Annotated in this window: 14 protein-coding genes; 6 read left to right on the forward strand and 8 right to left on the reverse strand. The window is 70.9% G+C overall.

All coding sequences use genetic code 11. From position 1 onward, the window contains the following. Positions 1-408 precede the first annotated feature (408 nt). Complete coding sequence (locus ACI2K4_RS31795; protein WP_404516630.1) at positions 409-4,137, forward strand: PQQ-dependent sugar dehydrogenase; 3,729 nt, start codon at positions 409-411, stop codon at positions 4,135-4,137. A gap of 62 nt (positions 4,138-4,199) precedes the next feature. Here the strand turns inward: ACI2K4_RS31795 and ACI2K4_RS31800 are convergent, their stop codons facing one another. The 4 genes from ACI2K4_RS31800 to ACI2K4_RS31815 form a co-directional block, all read right to left on the reverse strand. Beyond that, entirely contained in the window at positions 4,200-5,708 is a 1,509-nt protein-coding gene (locus ACI2K4_RS31800) for a lipopolysaccharide biosynthesis protein (RefSeq protein WP_404516632.1), read from the reverse strand. Further along, positions 5,708-6,622: a glycosyltransferase family 2 protein gene (locus ACI2K4_RS31805; protein WP_404516634.1), complete on the reverse strand. Its 915-nt coding sequence runs from the start codon at positions 6,620-6,622 to the stop codon at positions 5,708-5,710. Before ACI2K4_RS31805 ends, ACI2K4_RS31800 begins: the two co-directional genes overlap by 1 nt. Before the next feature lie 83 nt (positions 6,623-6,705). Beyond that, entirely contained in the window at positions 6,706-7,875 is a 1,170-nt protein-coding gene (locus ACI2K4_RS31810; protein ID WP_404516636.1) for a methyltransferase domain-containing protein, read from the reverse strand. Continuing rightward, positions 7,872-8,912 carry an NAD-dependent epimerase/dehydratase family protein gene (locus tag ACI2K4_RS31815; protein ID WP_404516638.1) on the reverse strand — a complete coding sequence of 347 codons (1,041 nt, stop codon included), beginning with the start codon at positions 8,910-8,912 and terminating at the stop codon, positions 7,872-7,874. The genes ACI2K4_RS31810 and ACI2K4_RS31815 overlap by 4 nt, the downstream gene beginning before the upstream one ends. Positions 8,913-9,091: 179 nt before the next feature. Here ACI2K4_RS31815 and ACI2K4_RS31820 point away from each other — a divergent pair, with 179 nt between their 5' ends. Genes ACI2K4_RS31820 through ACI2K4_RS31840 form a run of 5 tightly spaced genes read left to right on the forward strand, consistent with a single transcriptional unit; the run spans position 9,092 to position 14,516 of the window. Next, entirely contained in the window at positions 9,092-10,399 is a 1,308-nt protein-coding gene (locus ACI2K4_RS31820) for a methyltransferase domain-containing protein (protein ID WP_404516640.1), read from the forward strand. Continuing rightward, entirely contained in the window at positions 10,399-11,262 is an 864-nt protein-coding gene (locus ACI2K4_RS31825; RefSeq protein ID WP_404516642.1) for a glucose-1-phosphate cytidylyltransferase, read from the forward strand. The genes ACI2K4_RS31820 and ACI2K4_RS31825 overlap by 1 nt, the downstream gene beginning before the upstream one ends. Beyond that, on the forward strand, positions 11,262-11,900 hold the full coding sequence (locus ACI2K4_RS31830) for a PIG-L deacetylase family protein (RefSeq protein ID WP_404516644.1): 639 nt from the start codon (positions 11,262-11,264) through the stop codon (positions 11,898-11,900). The genes ACI2K4_RS31825 and ACI2K4_RS31830 overlap by 1 nt, the downstream gene beginning before the upstream one ends. Before the next feature lie 22 nt (positions 11,901-11,922). Beyond that, the gene (locus ACI2K4_RS31835) at positions 11,923-13,224 is read left to right on the forward strand and encodes a polysaccharide pyruvyl transferase family protein (protein ID WP_404516646.1); all 1,302 of its coding nucleotides are present in this window, start codon (positions 11,923-11,925) and stop codon (positions 13,222-13,224) included. After that, entirely contained in the window at positions 13,221-14,516 is a 1,296-nt protein-coding gene (locus tag ACI2K4_RS31840; protein WP_404516648.1) for a Coenzyme F420 hydrogenase/dehydrogenase, beta subunit C-terminal domain, read from the forward strand. Before ACI2K4_RS31835 ends, ACI2K4_RS31840 begins: the two co-directional genes overlap by 4 nt. A gap of 79 nt (positions 14,517-14,595) precedes the next feature. Here the strand turns inward: ACI2K4_RS31840 and ACI2K4_RS31845 are convergent, their stop codons facing one another. From ACI2K4_RS31845 to ACI2K4_RS31860, 4 genes are all read right to left on the reverse strand, one after another. After that, a complete protein-coding gene (locus tag ACI2K4_RS31845; protein ID WP_404516651.1) occupies positions 14,596-15,954 on the reverse strand; it encodes a hypothetical protein in 1,359 nt (452 codons plus the stop codon). A gap of 94 nt (positions 15,955-16,048) precedes the next feature. Further along, a complete protein-coding gene (locus tag ACI2K4_RS31850; RefSeq protein WP_404516677.1) occupies positions 16,049-17,134 on the reverse strand; it encodes an AI-2E family transporter in 1,086 nt (361 codons plus the stop codon). A 274-nt stretch (positions 17,135-17,408) separates the two neighbouring features. Continuing rightward, positions 17,409-18,593 carry a low temperature requirement protein A gene (locus ACI2K4_RS31855; RefSeq protein WP_404516653.1) on the reverse strand — a complete coding sequence of 395 codons (1,185 nt, stop codon included), beginning with the start codon at positions 18,591-18,593 and terminating at the stop codon, positions 17,409-17,411. 37 nt (positions 18,594-18,630) lie between these two features. Next, on the reverse strand, positions 18,631-20,856 hold the full coding sequence (locus tag ACI2K4_RS31860; protein ID WP_404516655.1) for a hypothetical protein: 2,226 nt from the start codon (positions 20,854-20,856) through the stop codon (positions 18,631-18,633). Positions 20,857-21,082: the final 226 nt, after the last annotated feature.

Raw genomic sequence — 21,082 nt, forward strand, 5'->3', positions numbered from 1 at the left:
GGTGATTCGGCGCGGCCGGCAGTGACGCTGGTCCGCGCGGTCGGATACACAAAACCCGAGGTCGGGGCGGTTTCGAAGTTTCGGGGCCGAGCGGTTCGGGGTAACCGACATCACGGAAACATGTCAACAGCAACACGGTGAGTAGTTTGAGTCGTGGCTCAGTGGTCCTCCGACTGTCCTGATCGGACGGACCGGTGCCGCTATAGTGGCGCGGTCCCAGGTGGGCCGACCTTCCATGACCGTCGATCGGGTGATGCGGTTCGGCTGACCGGGTGCCAAGACGGGCCGCTAAGGGGGCGAGTATCGCTCCCCGGACTGGCAGCCTGACTGCGGAATCAGTCCCGCAGATTCCGTTTGCGCAGGTCCCACCGGCATTTCGGTACCACGCCGTGAGTTAGGAGAACAGTGATGCCCAAACAACTGCGGCGCGCACTGTCGATGGTGCTCGCACTGGCCCTGAGTCTGCCGGTGGTCGCCGATTTGTCGACCCGTACCGACAGGGCCGCCGCGGCCGTTCCGGCCGGCTTTACCGAACAGGTGGTCTTCACCGGACTGACCCGACCGACCAAAGTGGTCTTCTCGCCGGACGGACGGGTGTTCGTCGCCCAGAAGAACGGCCAGATAAAGGTTTTCGACAGCCTCTCCGACAATACCGCCACGATATTCGCCGATCTCCGGGCGAACGTCTACGACTTCGAGGACCTCGGCCTCATCGGCCTCGCCCTGGCCCCGAACTTCCCGGCCGACCCGTACGTGTACGTCAGCTACAGCTACGACGGCAGGATCGGCGGCAGCGCGCCGACGTACCACGACACCTGCGCGGTCACCGGCAACTGCCCGTCCAGCGCCCGGGTGTCCCGGCTGCGGGCCGACGGCAACGTGATGACCGGCAGCGAACAGGTGCTGCTGCACGACTGGTGCCAGCAGATCGAGTCGCACTCGATCGGCGAGCTCAACTTCGGGCCGGACGGCGCGCTCTACGTCACCGGTGGCGAGGGCGCCTCGGCCACCTTCACCGACTACGGCCAGTCCGGCAATCCGAGCAACCCGTGCGGCGACCCGCCGGCCCCGGTCGGCGGCCCGCTGACCCCGCCCACCTCCGAGGGGGGCGCGCTGCGGTCGCAGGACATCCGTACCGCGGGCGACCCGACCGGGCTCTCCGGCACCCTGATCCGGATCGACCCGGCGACCGGTGCGGCCATGCCGGACAACCCGCTGGCCTCCAGCAGCGACCCGAACAACCGGCGGATTCTGGTGCACGGGCTGCGCAACCCGACCCGCTGGACCTTCCGCCCCGGCACCAGCGAGATCTGGGTCGGTGACGTCGGCTGGCGTACCTGGGAGGAGATCAACCGGATCACCAACCCGGCCGCCGGACCGCTGCGCAACTACGGCTGGCCCTGCTACGAGGGGAACAACCCGCAGAGCGGCTACAACTCGGCCAACCTGACGCTCTGCGAGAGCCTCTACAGCGCGCCCGCCGGCACCGTCACCCCGCCCTACTACACGTACGCGCACAGCCAGGTGGTGGCGCCCGGCGACGGCTGCCCCACCGGTGGATCCGCGCCCTCGGGGGTGGCCTTCTACCCGGCCAGCGGCGGCAACTACCCGGCCGCGTACGCGGGTGCGCTCTTCTTCGCCGACTACTCCCGGGAGTGCATCTGGACGATGCGCGCCGGCTCGAACGGGCTCCCCGACCCGGCCAGCATCATGCCGTTCTCCAGCACCGTCTCCGGCCCGGTGGACCTGGAGGTCGGACCGGACCAGGACCTCTACTACGTGGACCTGACCGGCGGCACCGTACGCCGCTTCCACTACAGCGCGGGCAACCAACCGCCGGTCGCGGCGATCAGCGCCACCCCGGTCTCCGGCAACGCGCCGCTGCGGGTGACCTTCGACGCCACCGGCACCACCGACCCCGACCCCGGCGACATCCTCAGCTACCAGTGGGACTTCACCAACGACGGCACCGTCGACGCGACCGGCGCCACCGCCGCGTTCACCTACACGGGCGTCGGCACGTACACCGCCCGACTCCGGGTCGCCGACATCGGCGGCTCCAGCGACACCAGGACGGTGCAGATCAGGGTCGGTACCAACGCACCAGAACCGGTGATCGACACACCCGGCACCTCGTTCAACTGGTCGGTCGGAGAGACGGTCACCTTCTCCGGGCGGGCCAGCGACCCGCAGGAGGGTTACCTGCCGCCGTCGGCCCTGCACTGGGAACTGATCAACCGGCACTGCTACGCGGCCGACAACTGCCACACCCACCCGGTGCAGAGCCTCGACGGGGTGGCCTCCGGCTCGTTTGTCGCACCGGACCACGAGTACCCGTCGTACCTGGAACTGACCCTGACCGCCACCGACAGCGGCGGGCTCACCAGCAGCACGACCAAACGCCTCGACCCGCGTACGGTCAACCTCAACCTGGCCAGCAGCCCGAGCGGACTGCGGCTCAACCTCAACGGCGCCGACGTCACCACCCCGGCGACCAGGCAGGTCATCGTCGGCTCCACCAACACGGTGAGCGCACCGACACCGCAGGCGGTCGGGGCGTCCACCTTCGACTTCGACCGGTGGTCGGACGGCGGGGCCCGTACCCACGTGGTGACCGCGCCGGCGACCGCCACCACGTACACCGCCACCTACACGGCCGACTACGGCGGCGGAGAGTGCGGTGACACCTTCGGGTACACCTGCGCCACCGCCGCCGGCCGGGCCTTCGAACGGGTCGACGACACGGTGTTGCCGCTGGCCGGGGACGACGCGATCACCCAGGTGACGCTCCCGTTCGCGGTCCCGTTCTACGGTCAGAGCTACACCAGCGCCTGGATCGACACGAACGGCAAGATCTCGTTTGTCAATCCCGGTCCGGCCTGGGGGGTCAACTCCCCGATCCCGGACCCCACGGTGCCGAACGCCTCGATCTACCCGTTCTGGGACGACCTGGTGATGCGGGCCGACTCCAGTGTCCGTACCGGTGTGCTCGGCACCGCGCCGAACCGCAGGTACGTCGTGGAGTGGCGCAACGTCGGCATGTACGGCTCCTCCTCGGCCCGGGTCACCTTCGAGGCGATCATCTCCGAGACCGGGCACATCACCTTCAACTACCTCGACCTGGCCGCCAGCAAACCGGCCGAGCTGGGCGGCGGCGCCACGGTCGGCATCGAGAACGCCGCCGGCACGGTCGCCACCCAGTACGGCATCAACCAGCCGCTGCTGGCCAACAACAAGGCGATCGTCTTCACCCCGCCGAACGGTGGCCCCCCGACGGAGCCGCCGCAGCCGCCGACCACCGGCACCGTGAGCGGCACGGTGACCAGGGCGGCCGGCGGTACCCCGGTCGCCGGTGCGACGGTGACCCTGTCGCCCGGCGGACGTACGGCGACCACCGCGGCGAACGGGACCTACACCCTGGGCGACCTGGCCCCGGGCAGCTACACGGTCGCCGGTACGGCCACCGGCAACCTGACCGGGTCGGCCTCGGTGACCGTGGCGGCCGGTGGCTCGTACACCGTCAACCTGGCGCTGACCGCGCCGCCGGTGGAACCACCCCCCGGGGACGGTGACTACACCACGTCGGTCGAGACCCGGGCGTTCGTCCCGGTGGAGGGCACGCTGGTGCCGTTGACCGGGGACGACTCGGTGGCGCAGGTGACGCTCCCGTTCGCCTTCCCGTTCTACGGGCAGAACCAGAACTCGGCCTGGATCTCCAGCAACGGGTTTGTCTCGTTTGTCAACCCCGGCGGCGCCCAGCCGATCAACACCGGGTTGCCGGACGCCGGCCTGCCGAACGCGGCGCTCTACCCGTTCTGGGACGACCTGGTCATCCGCGCCGACACCACGATCCGGACCGCCACCACCGGCTCCGGGGCGGACCGCAGATTTGTCATCGAGTGGCGCAACATCGGGATGTACGGCTCGTCGTCGGCCCGGATCACCCTGGAGGCGATCCTCTCGCCTAACGGCGAGATCGTGTTCAACTACGCCGACCTGGCCACCACCAAGCCGGCCGAACTGGGTGGCGGCGCCACCGTCGGGATCGAGAACCCCGCCGGCACGGCCGCCGTCCAGCACTCCCTCAACCAGCCCGTCCTGGGCAACGGCAAAGCCCTCGTCTTCCGCCCCGAGTGAAAGGAAGGGCCCCTTATTAACGCTATGCGTTAATAAGGGGCCCTTCCTTTCGCCGCAGGGGCTCAGGGGCGGCGGCGGAGCCGGTCCAGGACGAGCTGGCGGGCGCGGCGGTCGATAGCCAGCAGCAGGGTCGCGGCGACCAGACCGGCGGTGGCGCCGAGCACGAAGACCTCGATCAGTGGGTTGAGCCGGTTCACCCCGAGTCGGTCGGTGGCCAGCGGGGTGAGCGCGGCGGCGACCGCCGCCAGCAGGGCGGGCAGGGTCGGGGCGAGGAAGCGGAGCACCGAGGCGCCGACCGCCTTGTGCACGGTCACCCAGATCGAGATGGAGTTCACCAGGAGTTGCAGGCCGATGCCGGCGATGGCCACCGCGCTCGCCTCGGTCACGTCGTCGCGCCCGTCGAGCAGGGTGCCGACGGCGGCCAGGGTGGCCACGCCGAGGATGCCCCGGGTCCAGAGGATCGCGGCCAGCTTCGCGGGCTGCCCGATCGCCTGGAGCGCCGGACCGAGCAGGACGCCGTAGACGTTGATCGCACCGAAGAGGCAGAGCAGGCGCAACGGGATCTCGGTGCCGGCCCAGTCGTCGCCGAGGAAACCGACCAGTGGGTGCGCGGTCGCCGCCAGTACGCCCAGCACCGGCAGCCCGGCGATCGCGCCGAGGTGCTGGAGCTTGGTGAGGTGTACGGCGAACGCCCGCCGCTCCTCCTGCAACCGGGACAGCGACGGCAGCGCGACCTGTTGCAGCGAACGGACCGTGACGTCGACCAGCATGTCCGGCAGCCGGGAGGCGAGCCGGTAGATGCCGGTGGCGGCCGGGCCGAAGAAGATCCCGGTGAAGATCACGTCGGCCTTCGAACTCAGCATCAGCCCGAGGCCGGCGTTGGCCGAGTGGGCGGAGAAGGCCCAGAGGTCACGGATGGCGCCGAGCCGGGGGCGGCGGCTGGGGCGCCACGGGCAGACCACCCAGAGCACGATCAGGCTCACCACGCTGGTGGTGAGCTGCTGGGCCACCAGGGCCCAGATGCCCGCTCCGGCCAGCGCGAGCGAGATGCCGACGACGCCGCTGATCGCGGCGGCCAGCAGCGTACGGATGGCGACCGAGCGGAACTGCAACTCGCGCCGGAGCACCGCCTCCGGCACGATGGCCAGCCCCTGCAACAGGACCAGGGGGGAGAGCGCGAGGCAGACCTCGGTCAGCCCGTCCGGGCGACCGTTGACCAGCGACCAGAGTGGGCTCGCCAGCGCGGTGAGCGCGCCGACCCCGAGCCCGCCGAGCAGGGTCACGCCGAACGCGGCGTCGAGGTGTTCCGGGGTGAGGTTGTCCCGCTGCACGATCGCCGAGACCAGGCCCTGCTGGATGATCGTCTGGGCGATGAGGATGAAGACCGTCGCCATCGCCACCAGCCCGAACTCGTTCGGCCCGAGCAGCTTCGCGAGCAGGAAGGTGACGATGACGGAGGAGCCGACCCGACCGGCGGTGAGCAGGTACGACCAACCGATCGCCGAACGCACCCGACCCCGGCTCGGTGCCGGGGGCGAGGCGGTCGTCTCGGTTGACGTGGTGTCGACCACTACGCGTTCCCCTTGGCGGGGCTGGTCCGCGAGCGTCGGCTCAGCCGCCGACGCCACCGGCCGAGGAAGACCCGCACCCGCCGGGCCCACCAGGCGCCGAGGAAGGCGCAGGCGGAGCTGACCCGGGTGCCGAGCGGGTCGTCCCCGGTCAGCAGCGTGCGGAACGTCTCCAGCAGCATCCGCTGGCGGGGCGCGCGGACCTTGCCGTTCTCCTGCGCGTACCAGGAGAGGGCGGAGGCGGCCGTGGCGTCCTTGGCCTGCCGGCTGGACGCCCCGTGCATCCGGCGCAGGAACAGCGACTGGTTCACCTCGTGGATCTCGCCGAGTCGGGCCACCTCGGCGACCAGGGTGTAGTCGGAGGAGAGGAAGGGACGGATCATCCCGGTCCGCCGCAACTCGGCCAGCCGGAAGACGCCGAAGTGGGCATGGCAGAGGTTGATGTTGCTGGCCACCCCGGCCACCCGTCGCCACGGACGGTGGTCGCGCAGGTCCAGCCGGTCGGCGTACGGACCGATCACCGTCCCCGCCTCGTCGATCAGCACGGTACGAGGATAGGCCAGCACGGCCTGTGGCCCCGCGGCGTCCAGGGCGGCGACGCAGGTGCTCAGGAACGAGGGGAGACAGACGTCGTCGTACGCGACCCACTTGAACAGTTCGCCCCGGGCGAGCTGCGCGACCCGGGCGTAGTTGACGTGGCCACCGAAGTTGCGCGGGTTCTGGTACAGCCGGAACCGGGGGTCGGTCGCGGCATAGCGCTGGCAGATGTCCCAGGTGCGGTCGGTCGAGGCGTTGTCGCTCACAATGATCTCGAAGTCCTGGTAGTCCTGCGCGAGCAGCGCGTCCAGGCAGCCTTCGAGATACCGCTCGGCGTTGTAGAGGGGAACGCCGAGACTTACCCGAGGCGCTCCTTCCATCACTCTCCTCAGCTCGGAGTGATCGTGGACAGGGATGTTGGTGTGGTGTTGGTGCGCGACGGTCGGGGGCATGTCCCGTCGCCTCAGGCGACCATCAGCTCGGCCTCGACACCGAGCTCGCGGAGCGCGGCGCCGATCTCGTCCCGATAGGCCGGATTGGTGATGATCACCGAACGCGTGCCCAGGTCGGTCAGGCTCGCAGGGGAGCCTACCTGGTGTCCGGTCACCGGTAGGTATCTGCCCCATTTGCGCGGGTTGACGTCCACCACGGCGGAGAGCCGGCCGTCCGGGTCCGCCAGGTGCAGGAACTGTACGCCGCGCGAGCCGGCCCCCCAGAGCACCGGTCGGTCACCGGTGGCGAGCAACCGGTCGATGGTGGAGCGCCAGTGTTCCCGCTCGGCCGTGTGCCGGGCGGCGAACCCGGAGATCGATTCGAGCTGGCGGTCCCGGTCGGCCGGACCGGGCAGTTCCCGTCGGGCGGCGCTTCCCGGCGCGTTCACCGCGATCTCCACGAACCGGAACATGCCGGAGAAGAGCGGCCCGGTGTCGGTCACCTGCCAGCCGGCCCGCTCCACGATCCGGCGCAGCGAGTACGCGTCGAAGTAGGAGACGTGCGGGTAGATCACCTCCCAGCCGGCGGTGGCCAGGTCGTAGCAGGCGTCCGGCACCTCCAGGTAGCCGCGTACCGGCCGGTCGCCGGCCAGTTCGCGCAGGCGCACCAGGAAGCCGTGCGGGTCGTCGAGATGCTCGAACCAGTGCCGGGAGGTGACGAAGTCGAAGGCGGGGGTCTGCTCGTCCAGCGGTGCGTGCCCGGCGTGGAAGACCGCGCCGGACGGGTCGGGGCCGAGCGGGCCGGCGTACATCGCGTCGTAGCCGTGCCCGGAACAGCCGGCCACGTGGCACAGCTCGCGGAGAAACTCGCCCTGCCCGCAACCGACGTCGAGCACGGTGGCGCCGGCCAGCGCATAGCGCGACGCGAGGTGTTTGACCAGCTCCGCGGAGAAGGTCTGGAACGCGGGGGAGTGGTGCAGATTGGTGTCCATGGTGGTGTCGTAGACCAGCGCCGCCGGGTCGAAGGCGAGGTTGCGCACGTACGCGCACTCCGGGCAGTAGGCCAGCTCCATCCCGCCGAGCGGCGAGGCGAGGGCCTCCTCCCGGCTGGCCCAGTGCACCCCGCAGAAGACCGGGATCCGACCCAGGTCGGCGAAGGGGACGAGCGCGGCGTCGCCGCACGCGTCACAGGTCCGGCTCACGCCGGGACGCCAGCGGTCCAGCGCAGTCCGGTGTCGAGCCGCCCGGCCCCCTGGAGGGCCTGGATCCGGCGCAGCCGCTGGTGCCGCTCACCCCGGAACACCTCGATCGTCAGCCCGTGCCGGCGGTACGCCTCGACCAGCTCCTCGATGCCCTTGCGCACGGTCCAGCGCGGCTGGAACCCGGGCACCTCGGCGGCGATCAGATCGCAGCTCACCCGGTAGTTGCGCGAGTCCGCCGAGGCGCCCCCGGCGAACGTCACGGTCGACCCGTCCACCACCTCGGCGACCAGCTCGGCGACGTCCCGGATCAGGTAGTTCTCGGAGCTGACCCCGACGTTGTACGCCTTGGCGTGCACCCGCTCGCGGGGCGCTTCGAGCAGGGCCAGGAAGGCGGCGCAGATGTCCTCGGCGTGCACCAGCGGACGCCACGCGGTGCCGTCGGAGAGGAGTCGCACCTCACCGGTGAGCAGCGCACTCGCGGTGAGGTCGTTGACCACCAGGTCGCCCCGGAGCCGGGGCGAGAAGCCGTACGCGGTGGCGTTGCGCAGGAAGACCGGGGAGAAGTTGTCGTCGGCGAGCGCGGCCAGCCCCTGCTCGGAGAAGATCTTCGACTCGCCGTACGGGGTGACCGGTGCGAAGCCGGCGTTCTCGTCCAGCGGCCGGTCGTCCAGCCCGGCGCCGTACAGGCTGCACGAGGAGGAGAAGAGGAATCGGGTCACACCGGCGGCCTTCGCCGCTTCGGCCAGTCGCACCGTGGCCCGGTGGTTGATGTCGTACGTCAGCTCGGGGTTGAGGTTGCCGATCGGGTCGTTGCAGAGGGCCGCCAGGTGGCAGACCGCGTCGAAACCGGCGAGGTGCTCCGGCCGTACGTCGCGCAGGTCCAGCCGGAGGGTGGGCACCTCGGCGGGTGCCGGACCGAGCAGGCAGTCGGCGAAGAAGTCGGTGTCGAGTCCGGTGACCTGGTGACCCGCCGCCTGGAGCAGCGGCGTCAGGACGCTGCCGAGGTAGCCGTGATGACCGGTGACGAGAACGCGCACGGCAAAGCTCCCGAGGGTCCGCGGGGGTGAGAAGCAGAGTTTATGAGGGCCGGTAGATCAGGGCCGAGTAGTGTCGGACTTTTTACTGAAGACCCCGGCCCTTAATCGTCGGAACTAGCGTGTCCGAAGCGTGCCGGCGGGCGCCGCGCGGATGTGGGCGAATATTCGGGGTGGATGGCATGACCATTGCGGAATGTCGGCTCTGTGGCACGGGATTGACCGAGACGTTCGTCGACCTGGGCATGTCTCCGCTCTGTGAGAGTTACCTGCCCGCCGAGCGCCTGGACAGCGCCGAGACGTTCTACCCGTTGCACGTGCGGATCTGTTCCCGTTGTCTGCTCGTGCAACTACCGGCGTACGTGCCCGGAGAGGACATTTTTTCCGACTACGCCTATTTCTCCTCCTATTCCGATTCGTGGGTGGCGCACGCCAAGCGGTACGCCGACACCATGACCGAATCCCTCGGTCTCGGGCCGGGGAGTCTGGTCACCGAGGTCGCCAGCAACGACGGCTACCTGTTGCAGCACTTCGTTGCCCGGGGGATCCCGGTGCTCGGGGTCGAGCCGGCCGCCAACATCGCCGAGGTGGCCCGGGCCAAGGGCATCCGGACCGAGACCGAGTTCCTCGGGGCGGAGACCGGGGCCACGCTCGCCGCCCGGTACGGCCGGGCCGACCTGGTCGCCGGCAACAACGTCTACGCGCACGTCCCGGACCTGATCGGCTTCACCGCCGGCCTGGCCGCCCTGGTGAAGCCGACCGGCCTGGTCACGCTCGAGTTCCCGCACCTGCTCCGGCTGATCGAGCGCCGGCAGTACGACACCATCTACCACGAGCACTACCAGTACCTCTCCCTGCTCACCGCGCAGCGGGCGCTGGCCACCGCCGGCCTGGCCGTGGCCGACGTCGAGGAACTCTCCTCGCACGGCGGCTCGCTGCGGGTGCACGCCCGGCCGGCGACGCTCCCGGTCGGTGCGCCGGTGGCCGGCACCGAACCGGGTCGGTCGGAGACGGTGGGCGTCGACCCGACCGGACCGAGCCTGGGCTGGGAACCGTCGAGCAACGTCAAGTCGGTGCTGGAGGCCGAGGCCGAGGCCGGGTTGCACACGCTCGACGGGCACCGGGGCTTCAGCGAGGCGGTCTTCACGATCAAGCGCAACCTGCTCGACTTCCTGCTCACCGCGCGGGCGGAGGGGAAGCGGGTGGTCGGGTACGGCGCCCCGGGCAAGGGCAACACGCTGCTCAACCACTGCGGCATCCGGTCGGACCTGCTGGCGTACACGGTTGACCGGAGCCCGTACAAGCAGGGCAAGTTCCTCCCCGGTACGCACATCCCGATCCACCAGCCCGAGCGGCTGGCCCAGGACCGCCCGGACTACGTGCTGGTCCTGCCGTGGAACCTGCGTACCGAGATCTCCGCCCAGTTGGCGTACGTCCGCGAGTGGGGCGGCCGGCTGGTCTACCCCATCCCGGAGCTAGAGGTGGTCTGATGAAGGTCGTCCTGTTCTGCGGCGGACTCGGAATGCGGATGCGGGAAGGTGCCGCGTCGGCGCCCAAACCGATGGCCATGATCGGCGATCGGCCGCTGCTCTGGCACGTCATGCGCTATTACGCCCACTTCGGACATAAAGACTTCATCCTCTGTCTCGGCTACGGCGCCGCCGCCGTCAAGGACTACTTCCTGCACTACGACGAGACGCTCTCCAACGACTTCACCCTCACCATGGGGGGTCGGGACGTGCGCCTGTTCGCCACCGACATCACCGACTGGAACATCACCTTCATCGACACCGGCCTCGGTGCGACCATCGGCGAGCGGCTGATGCGGGTGCGCCGGCACGTCGAGGGTGAGGAGATGTTCCTCGCCAACTACGCCGACACGCTCACCGACGCGCCCCTGCCGGCGATGATCGACCGGTTCCGGGCCTCGACCGCCACGGCCAGCCTGCTCGCCGTGCCGGTGCAGTCGACCCACCACGTGATCGACATCGACGAGTCCGACCAGGTGAGCCGGGTCCGGCCGATCCGCGAGCTGATGCAGTGGGAGAACGGCGGCTACTTCGTGCTCCGGCCGGAGATCTTCGAGGAGCTGCGCGAGGGCGAGGACATGGTGCCGCACGCGTTCGACCGGTTGTTGCCGCAGCGGCGCCTGATGGCGCAGCGCTACACCGGCTTCTGGCGGGCCGCCGACACCTTTAAGGACCGGGCCGAGCTGGAACAGCTCTACCACTCCGCCTCCTGCCCGTGGATGCTCTGGGACGCCAACCGGCACAGCGGGGCGCCGATCCCCGCGCCGCTCGGTGTCGGCATCCACCCCCCGACCGGAACCGACGTCCCGGCCCTGATCCACTGATGGCGTCGCTGCGGCTGAGCGGGGTCCGCTCACTGGTTCTGGTCGGGGCGCACCCGGACGACATCGAGATCGGCGCCGGCGGACTGCTGCTGGCGCTCGGTGCGGCCAACCCCGGGCTGCGGGTGCGCTACCTCCTGCTCACCGGCAGCCCCGCCCGGCAGGCCGAGGCCCGTGCCGCTGCGGCCGCCTTCCTGCCCGGCGCCCGGATCGACTTCGACCTGCACGACCTGCCCGACGGGCGGGTCCCGGCGCACTGGGCGCGGGCCAAGGCAGCCGTGGACGCGGCCGCCGCCGCGAGCGACCCCGACCTGGTGCTGGCTCCGACGCCGGACGATGCCCACCAGGACCACCGCACCCTGGCCGAACTGGTACCCACCTCGTTTCGCCGCGCGTCGGTGTTGCACTATGAAATCCCGAAGTGGGACGGTGACCTGGGCCGGCGCAACCTTTACCTGCCGCTCACCGACGAGCAGGCCCGGCGCAAGGTGGAGTTGCTACACACCAGTTACCCGTCCCAGAAGGACCGGGACTGGTGGGACGACGAGGTCTTCCTCGGGCTGGCCCGGTTGCGGGGTATGGAATGCCGATCCCGGTACGCCGAGGCGTTCCGGTGTGAGAAAGCGGTAATCGAGCTATGACCCAGCACAGCGAGCCGGCCCGATGAGCGGCGAGGCGCTCTCCGCCTGCCTGTTCGGCGTACCGGGCGCCCACCTCAACCTCGGGGTGGGCGCGTTGCGCGCGGCGACGCTCGGCGGGTTGCTGGCACGGGAGCCGGAGGCCGACGTCACCGTCTTCGACGACGGCTGGGGCCAGCGCTCCGGGCACGCCTTCGTCGGCGGTCGCCCGGTGTCGATCTCCCTCGCCGGAGCCCGCCACTCCCGCCGCTACCACCGGCCCGAGTCGTACCTGAACATGCGGGTCAGTGCCGCTCTGGGGGGACTCGGTAACTCCGGCGTGGCCCGGATCGACCGGGCCGACGTGGTGCTCGACGTCAGCGGCGGGGACAGCTTCAGCGACATCTACGGCGAGCACCGGTTCCGTACGGTGGCCTGGCCGAAGCGGCTCACCCTGCTCCGCCGCCGCCCGCTGGTGCTCTTGCCGCAGACCTACGGGCCGTTCCGCTCCGACCGGATCCGGGCCGAGGCGGCGGCGCTCACCCGGGGCGCCGCGATGGCCTGGGCCCGGGACCCGGAGAGCTACCTGGCCCTCGGCGAGCTGCTCGGCCCGGACCTGGATCCGGCCCGGCACCGCGAGGGGGTCGACGTGGCGTTCGCGCTGGAGCAGCGGCAACCCGACTCCCCGGCGCTGGACACGCTGGAGCGGTGGTTCGCCGCCGCGCCCGGCCCGGTGGTCGGGATCAACGTCAGCGGGCTGATGGCGCGGGCCGAGGGCAGGGCCCAGTTCGGTCTTGCCGCCGACAGTGCCGAGGTGGCCCGCCGGCTCTGCGAGCGGCTGCTCGACGAGCCGGACACCCGCGTGATCATCGTGCCGCACGTGCGTACGCCGCAGGGCACCGACGACGACACCGCCGCGAGCGAGCGGTTGCACGCCGCCCTGGTGGGGCGCTACGGCGACCGGATCACGGTCAGCCCGCCCGGCCTCGACCCGCACCAGACCAAGTGGGTGATCGCCCGCACCACCTGGTTCTGCGGCATGCGCATGCACGCCACCATCGCCGCCCTCTCCACCGGCGTGCCGGTGGCGAACATCGCGTACAGCCTGAAGGCACGTGGTGTGTTCGCCAGCGTCGGCCAGGAGCGGCACGTGGCGGATGCCCGCAAGCTCGCCGACGACGACCTGCTCGACGCGCTCTGGACCTCGTGGACCTCGCGCGCGGCCACCGCCGTCGAACTCGCCGAGCGGATCCCGGTGGCGGTCGCCCGCGCGGGGGAGCAGATGGACGAGATTGTCGCGCTGGCCCGCGCGGAGCGGGCCCGGCGCGGAGCGGGAGCACGCCGATGAGCCGGCCGCGGACCGTGCACGACGTCGCCGAGCACAAGCTCTGCACCGGCTGTGGCGTCTGCGCCTACCTCGCCCCGGACGAGATCCGGATGGTCGACGTGCTCGACCAGGGCCGTCGCCCGATCCCGATCACGCCGGTCGGTGGCGGCACCGGTGGCGCCGCCGCCGCGCTGGCCTGCTGCCCCGGGGTCAAGCTGGAGCACGAGACGGGTGCGCCGGCACCGGGCGAGATCCCGGAGCTGCGGGCCGCCTGGGGTCCGGTCCGCAAGATCTGGGAGGGGTACGCCGCCGACCCGGAGATCCGGTTCGCCGGCTCCAGCGGCGGGGTGGCCACCGCGCTGGCCGCGTACTGCCTGGAGCGGGAGGGGATGACCGGGGCGCTGCACATCGGTGCCCGAGCGGACGTGCCGTACCTGAACGAGACCCGGTTGTCGCGCGGCCGCGACGAGTTGCTGGCCGCCGCCGGCTCCCGGTACGCCCCGGCCAGCCCGGCCGACCGGCTCGACCTGATCGAGTCGGCCGAGTCCCCGTGTGTCTTCATCGGCAAGCCCTGCGACGTCGCCGCGGTACGGATGGCCCGTCGGGTACGCCCCGCGCTGGACGCCAAGGTCGGCCTGACCATCGCGGTCTTCTGCGCCGGCACCCCGAGCACCGCCGGCACCCTGGAGATGATGCGTCAACTCGGGGTGACCGACCCGGACCGGGCGGAGTCCGTGCACTACCGGGGCAACGGCTGGCCGGGACTGGCCCGCACCCGTACGGTGGACGACCCGCCGGGGGAGTCGCGCACGCTCACCTACGAGCAGTCCTGGGGCGACATCCTGCAAAAACACCGGCAGTGGCGCTGTTACCTCTGCGCCGACCACACCGGCGAGTTCGCCGACGTGGCGGTCGGCGACCCGTGGTACCGGCCGACCGGTGACGACCCGGGGCGTTCGCTCGTGCTCGCCCGCACCGAGCGCGGGGTACGCCTGATCGAGGCGGCGATCGCGGCCGGCGCGCTGGTGCTGGAGCCGGTGGCGGCGCGGATCCTGCCGGCGTCGCAGCCGAACCTGCTCCGGGCCCGGGGTGCGGTCTGGGGTCGGATGAGCACGCTGCGGGCGGCCGGTCTGATGACGCCGCGACTGCGCCGGTTGCCGATGGCCCGGATGTGGTTCCGGCACCTCTCCACCCGGGAGAAGCTCCAGTCGACGGTCGGTACGGTACGCCGGATCAGGCGCAAGCGGCTGCGTGAGCCGGCCGTGCTGACCCCGTACCGGGACACCCCCTACGACCGCTCGGTCAGCGGATAGGCGCTCCACCCGCCGGCCGGGCCCTGGTGGGCGCGATGGTGCGCGAACCGGGCGGCGGGTGCGTCGCGCCCGGGCCGGGTCAGCGGACGACCGGCTGGCCGCTGTCGAACCAGACGTTGCTGCCCCGGTCCCAGGTGATCCCGACGTGGTCCGAGCGGGCGATGACGCCGTAGCGGAAGTTACGGCCGAACCGGTTGCCCCGAATCACGATGTTCGACGCCACCAGGTCGTCCCGGACCCCGATCGAATAGTTGCCGCCGTCGCAGTAGTTCTCCTCCACCAGCAGGTTGGTGACGGAGTCGCTGGTGGTGGAGCCGATCATCAGGCAGGCGTTGAGCGGGTCGCTGGTGCCGGGCCTGTGCGGTTCGAGCCGGTTGTGGCGTACCACGATGTTGTCCCCGCCGGTGGTCTGGAGGGTGTCGTTGTGCGAGTCCGGCGTCCGGGCGAGGTCGTGGATCCAGGAGTCGACCACGGTGGTGTTGGCGCTCAGCCGGGGGCCGTCGATCACGTTGTGGATGTTCACCCGCCGCAGCGTGTAGTTGGCACAGCAGACCGCGGACGAGTTCTTGCCCATCCCGTTGATCTCGACGTCCTCCACCACCAGGTCGCGGACCGACTCGTAGGTACGGATCGAGAAGGTGGCGCTGTCGCAGGTGATCCGAGAGTTGCGGATGGTGACGTTCTTCGCCCGTACCGTGACGCAGCCGACGATGTCCAGGTTGCTGACCACCGCGCCCGGCTCGCGCAGGTCCAACGAGCCGGACGGCCGCAACTGCGTGCCGGGCGGTACGCCGGTGCTCTGCGCGCCCGGCCAGTAGCTCATCGGGGTCGGCGCGCTGGCGGCGCGCTCGCCGGCCGGTGTCTCGGTGCCGAAGTCCTTCGGGCTCGGCAGGGCGGCCACCGAGCGGTCCGGCGTGAACGGACGGCCGTTCGCCCGGGAGTCCACGATGTCGGCCGGTGCCTCGGCGGTCTGCCGGAACGGCTGCCGGCACCCGTTCACCCGGACCCGGAGTGCCGAGTAGCCGCCGGGGACGATGCCGTCGGTCTGGTCGTCGGCACACTCGATCTGGGTGTCCTCGATGACCGTGTCGCGCACCCCGGCCCGGATCCGTACGGCGGCGTCGCCATCGGTGGCGACGGTGACCCGGCGCAGCGTCACGCGGTCCGCGGCGATCTCGATCGGCCGGTTGATCGTCTGTCCCCAGACCACCGTGTCCGGTTCGTCGATCACCAGTGGACCGTCCCGCCCGGGTCCGGCAATGGTCACGACGAGATAGCCGGCGCCGGCCACCACGGCCAGACAGATGCCGACGACAACCACGAGCAGGCGCCGGGACGCGCGGGCCGGGGAAGGGCCGTCCGCGTCGGTGGTGCCGTCGAGGCCCGGTTCGTCGGGGGTGGACGGGGTGGCCGGCGGTAGCGATTCGTCACCGGTCATCGATGCCCCCCTCAGAGATCAAGAATGATCCTACAAGTGGGTACGGAAGCGAGGAATTGTTCGTTCTGACAAATTGCGGACTGACCCGATCCGGTCACCGTCTCTGCTGACGCGGCAGTACCACCTCGCGCAGGATCAGTTGGATCGCCGCCATCGCGGGAATCGCCACCAGGGCGCCGATGACGCCGAAGAGAGCCACTCCCACCAGGGCCGCGACGATCGCCGCGACGTCGTTCACCTTGACCGACCGCTCCATCACCTTGGGGTAGATCAGGTAATTCTCGAGTTGCTGGTAGATGACGAAGAAGACGAGACAGGCGATTCCCGCCGGCAGATCCGTGGCGAATCCCACCAGGCTGACGATCACCGCGCCGAGGGTCGCGCCGATCTGCGGTACGAGGTCGCAGACCGCCACCACGACGGCGAGCGCGAACGGGTACGCCAACCCGACGATGATGGCGAAGACAAACGTACAGAGCCCGGCGAGGACCGCGATCGCCAGCGCGCCGACCATGTACGCGCCCACCTTGGCGAGGATCTCGTCGGTGATCAGGGTGACCCGGTGCCGCCGTGACGCGGGCACCAGCGCGTAGCCGAGCGTCTTCAACCGGTCGAAGGCGGACATGAAGTAGATGGTCAGGACCAGTACGGTCAGCACGTTGAAGATGGCGCCGAAGATGAACTGGGCGCCGCCGAACACCCCGCCGACCGCCTGTCCGATCGTCTCCGGGTTCGCCGCCGCCTGGGCCCGTTCCATCAGGTCGTACCGCTCGACCAGGTGGTTCACGGTCGCGTTGCGGCGCAGCTCCTCGACGTACGTGGGGACCTGCTCGAGGAACTGACCGGTCTGGGTCACCACCGGCGGAACCAGTGCGAAGATCCCGCCGGCCAGCACCAGCAGCACGGTCAGCGCGACCACCGTCACGGCGAACCCGTGCGCGAGCCCCCAGCGGCGCAGCCGGTCCACCGCGGGGTTGAGCCCGATGGCGAGGAAGAGCGCGATGAAGATCAGGATCAACATCGAGGCGGCGCCGCGTACGGCGAGGAAGGTCGCGTACGCCACCAGCAGTCCCAGGCCGCCGGTGAAGCCGACCAGGAAGGGGCTGCGGCGCAGTGGCCGTCCGGGCTGCCCGAAGCGACCGCCGGTCGGGTAGTCCCGATCGTCCGGGTCCCGCTCCACGCCACCGGTCGGCGTCGACCCGTCGACCCCGGGCGCGGTCCCGCCCGGGGCACCCGTCCCCGCCGGCACGTCGACCCGGCGTTGTGCCGGGGGCGACGCCGACTGCTCGTCCTCGGCTGCCCCCGCCTCCGGCTCCCTGCCCGTCACCGGCCCCTCCCGCGTCGCGCTTCCTGTTCCGGCAGGTTATCGGTAGCGGCCCGACCGCGGGGCGGCCGGGCCGACCGGGGTACGCCCACACCGACGCGCCCGGCGGTGGCGCCGTCGCGGGCGTCGGTCAGATCGGGGGCGCCGGGGCCTCCGGGGCCCGTCCCCAACTCCGAGCCGTGTCCGACACCGCCATGCCGGCCAGGACCAGGGTGGCGGCGGCACCGATCGCCAACGGCGGCAGCAGGATCATCACCGGCACGAGCGCGAGCAGCAGCAGCAACGCGACCACCCTCGACCGAGAGACCCGCCCGAACACCTCGTACTCGAACCGGGAGCGGCCGACCACGAAGAGCGCGGGTCCGCCGGCCAGGATCAGCACCATCCCCCAGCCGGTGTGGCCGAGCGGGTTGCGGAGCATGACCTCGTAGCTCGCGGCGGTGATCACGATCCCGGCGACCATGGCCAGGTGGGTGTACGGCGCCACCCGGAAGAACCGCCGGGTCTCCACCACCGAGTCGATGGCCAGCGGCAGCACCTCGCCAGCCCGGTGGGAGTAGATCCGCCAGAGCAGCAGGGCACTGGTGAACGAGACGAGGAAGGCCAGGGACCGCGCGAGGTCGAAGTCGGTCCGGCTGAAGGTCAGGCCGATGACCAGGATCCCGTCGCCGAGGGCGACGATGATGAACTGCTGGTAGCGCTCGGCGAGGTGCTCGGCGGTGACGTTGTACTGCGTCTTCGGCAGCCGGCCCAGCCAAGGGGTGGGGTAGCCGAGGCTGAACGCGCCGTAGTCGATGGCGAGCGCCAGCGCCCAGAGCGCGGCCCGCAGCGTCGGCCCGTCCAGGATTCCGCCCAGGATCCACGGTACGGCGGAGAGGGCGAACCAGAAGAAGATCCGGATCGCCCGCGTCTGTGCCTGCTGTCCGTGCAGCAACGGGACGAGGAAGAGTCCACGACTGAAGTGGATGCCGACGTACGCGCAGGCGAAGACGAGGCCGTACTCGCCGAAGGCCCGGGGCAGGACGGACGCCATCAGCAGGCTGCCCAGCATCACCGTGATCGTGAGGAGCTTGATCGAGATCTGCTGCGGGTCGTAGAGGTCGGTGAGGAAGGCGGTGATCGACCAGACCCACCACATCGCCATCAGGAGCAGCATCGACTGGAGCGCGCCGGTCCAGTGCGGGTGCGCGGCGAGGTGACCCGAGACCAGGGCCAGCGCGACGACGTACACCAGGTCGAAGAAGAGTTCCAGGAGGCTGACCCGGCGGGAGCCCTCCGGGTCGCGCTCCAGCGCGGCCCTGTCGCTGGCTCTCATCGGCGGTCCGGGCCGCTCCGGTCCGCCCCGCGACTGCTTACTCGGACTCCACCGAGACCTTCTGCTCGGCGTCGACGGAGACCTTCTTCGGGCTGGCGCTCCGCTCGTCCGTGGTCGGCTTGGCGCTCCGCTCGTCCGTGGTCGGCTTGGCGCTCCGCTCGTCGGTGGTCGGCTTCGCGCTCAGCTTGCCGCTGTCACCGGTGCTCGTGATCTTGGTGGCGGTCGCCTCCCGCCCACCCTCGCCGGGCACCGCGGCCACGGTCGGCTCGCCGTTCACGTCCGTGGTGATCGCGTCCGGGTTCACCGGGGCGTCGGCCGGTGCGGTCGGGCTGGTCCGGGCGGGCCGGTCCACCGCGGTGTCCGCGGCCCGCTGCACCTCCGCCCCGGCCTCCGCCACCAGTTGCTCGGCGTGCTCGGCGGAGCGTTGCGTGCTGGTCAGCCGCTGCTGCTCGCCCGCGAGCTGCTGCTGTGCCTCGGCCAGCCGGCGCTGGATCTGGTCCGACTCGTGCCGCGAGGCCACCGTCTCCTGCCGCAGGTCGGCAAGCTGCTGCTGGGCCTTCGCGATCTCCTGCATCACCTCGGCGAGCTGCTGCCGCCCGGCGGCCGCCTCCTGCTGGGTGGTGGCCAGGTGCTGCTGGGTGCTGGCGAGGTGCTGCTGGGCGGTGGCGGTGTACTCCTCGAACTGCCGGCGGGCGGCGGCCGCGTGCTCCTCGGCCTCGCGTTGCGCGGTGGCCAGGTGCTCCTCGGCCCGCTTCTGCACCTGTACGGCGTGCTCGTCGGCCTGGCGGCGGATCTCCTCGGCCTCCCGCTCCAACTCCGCCCGCTGCGCGGCGTGCTGCTGCTCGATGCTCGTACGCCACTGGGTGAACTCCTGCTCGGCGGCGGCCCGCCGGGCGGTCAGCTCCTGCTCGGCGACGCCCCAGCGAGCGGCGATCTCGTCGTCGATGGTGGCCCGCTTCTGCTCGATCTCGTGGTCCACGCTGGCCCGCCAACCGTCCAGCTCGCGCTGGGTCTGGGTGCGGACCTGCTCCACGTACGCGTCCGCGTCCACCCGCGAACGCCGGACGATCTCGGCGGTCTGCTCGGTGACCTGCTGCGCCTCCTGCTGCGCCTGGGCGAGCGCGGCCTCGCCGACCTCCCGCAGCCGGGCACCCTCCTGCCGGCCCCCGGTCAGCGCCGCCTCGCCCGCCTCGCGGTGCTGTGCGGCCTGCCGCTGGGCCTCGGCGAGCGCCGCCTCGCCGTCCTGCCGGGCCTTGGCCAGGATCGCCTGGCTCTGCTGCCGGGCCTTGGCCAGGCTGGTGTCGCTGTCCTGCTTGGCCTTGGCGATGGTGGCCTCGCTGTCCTGCTTGGCCTTGGCCAGCGTGGCCTGGGCGGCATCGCGCAGCCGGGTCGCCTCCTGCCGGGCCTGTGCCAGCATGGTCTCGCCGTCCTGGCGCGCCTTGGCCATCGTGGCTTCGCTGTCCTGCTTGGCCTTGGCGAGCGTGGCCTGGGCGGTGTCGCGCAGCCGGGTCGCCTCCTGCTGGGCCTTGGCCAGCATCGACTCGCTCTCCTTGCGGGCCTTGGTCAGGGTCGCCTCGCTCTCCTGACGGGCCTTGGCGAGCGCCGCCTCGCCGTCCTGCTTGCCCTTCGCCCGGGTCGCCTCGCTCTCCTTGCGGGCCCTGGTCAGGGTCGCCTCGCTCTCCTGACGGGCCTGGGCCAGCGCCGTCTCACCGGCCTGGCGCAGCAGTACGCCCTCCCGGTGGCCCTGCTCGTGTGCGGCCTTGCCGGCCTCGCGGAGGCGGGCGGACTCCTCGGCCGTGGCCTTCAGCTCCGCGTCGCTCTTCGCCTTGCGGGCCAACGCGGCCTGCTCCTCCTCGCGGCGGCGGGCGGCGAGGGCGAGTTCGAAGTCGCGCAGCGCCGTGGCGGCGTGCTCACGGGCCTCGTTCAGGATCTGGTTGGCTTCGCTGCGCTGGATCTCGGCCGTGCGCATCGCTTCCGAGAGGTGGACCTTGGCCTGGTCCTCGGCGAGGGCCAAGATCTGTCCGACCGCCGGGCCGAGGTGCCGCAGCGAGACCGGATCCACCTCGTTGGAGTGGCGCCGGATGTCGGTGAGTTCGCGCTGCAACTGCTCGACCTGCCCGGCAAGCTTGTGGATCTGCGTGAACGCCTGTTCGCGTTCGGCGGCGAGCGTGGTTATCTCGTTCTCCGCGCGGACGACGTACCGCTCCACCTGTCGTCTGTCGTAACCCCGCAGGGCAGTGTCGAAGCTGGGCTCCGTAGCCACTTCCCCGCCAAGAGCAAACAGTTCCTCGCCGTGCGACATGTCCCCATCCTCACATGCGGTGTGGCGTCTCGCGGCGATACGGTCCGGCCCGATGGGATGAAGGTACGTACTTGCTTAATGTTCCGTCTGCCCGTTTCGGTAGGGTGGGCCCGGCTTGCCGGCCTGCTCGCAGGGTGTGCCCGGACAGCCCGCAGGGCCGTACCGGCGAAACCCGGTACGGCCCCAC

Origin of the sequence: Micromonospora sp. NPDC050397 (assembly GCF_044901685.1) — a bacterium.
Lineage (GTDB): Bacteria > Actinomycetota > Actinomycetes > Mycobacteriales > Micromonosporaceae > Micromonospora_G.

What these genes read in the sequence shown, in the direction of transcription:
- ACI2K4_RS31795 (WP_404516630.1), top strand. Translation starts at nt 409, where the DNA reads ATGCCCAAACAACTGCGGCGCGCACTGTCGATGGTGCTCGCACTGGCC.
- ACI2K4_RS31805 (WP_404516634.1), bottom strand. Translation starts at nt 6,622, where the DNA reads ATGGAAGGAGCGCCTCGGGTAAGTCTCGGCGTTCCCCTCTACAACGCC.
- ACI2K4_RS31820 (WP_404516640.1), top strand. Translation starts at nt 9,092, where the DNA reads ATGACCATTGCGGAATGTCGGCTCTGTGGCACGGGATTGACCGAGACG.
- ACI2K4_RS31825 (WP_404516642.1), top strand. Translation starts at nt 10,399, where the DNA reads ATGAAGGTCGTCCTGTTCTGCGGCGGACTCGGAATGCGGATGCGGGAA.
- ACI2K4_RS31830 (WP_404516644.1), top strand. Translation starts at nt 11,262, where the DNA reads ATGGCGTCGCTGCGGCTGAGCGGGGTCCGCTCACTGGTTCTGGTCGGG.
- ACI2K4_RS31835 (WP_404516646.1), top strand. Translation starts at nt 11,923, where the DNA reads ATGAGCGGCGAGGCGCTCTCCGCCTGCCTGTTCGGCGTACCGGGCGCC.
- ACI2K4_RS31840 (WP_404516648.1), top strand. Translation starts at nt 13,221, where the DNA reads ATGAGCCGGCCGCGGACCGTGCACGACGTCGCCGAGCACAAGCTCTGC.
- ACI2K4_RS31845 (WP_404516651.1), bottom strand. Translation starts at nt 15,954, where the DNA reads ATGACCGGTGACGAATCGCTACCGCCGGCCACCCCGTCCACCCCCGAC.
- ACI2K4_RS31855 (WP_404516653.1), bottom strand. Translation starts at nt 18,593, where the DNA reads ATGAGAGCCAGCGACAGGGCCGCGCTGGAGCGCGACCCGGAGGGCTCC.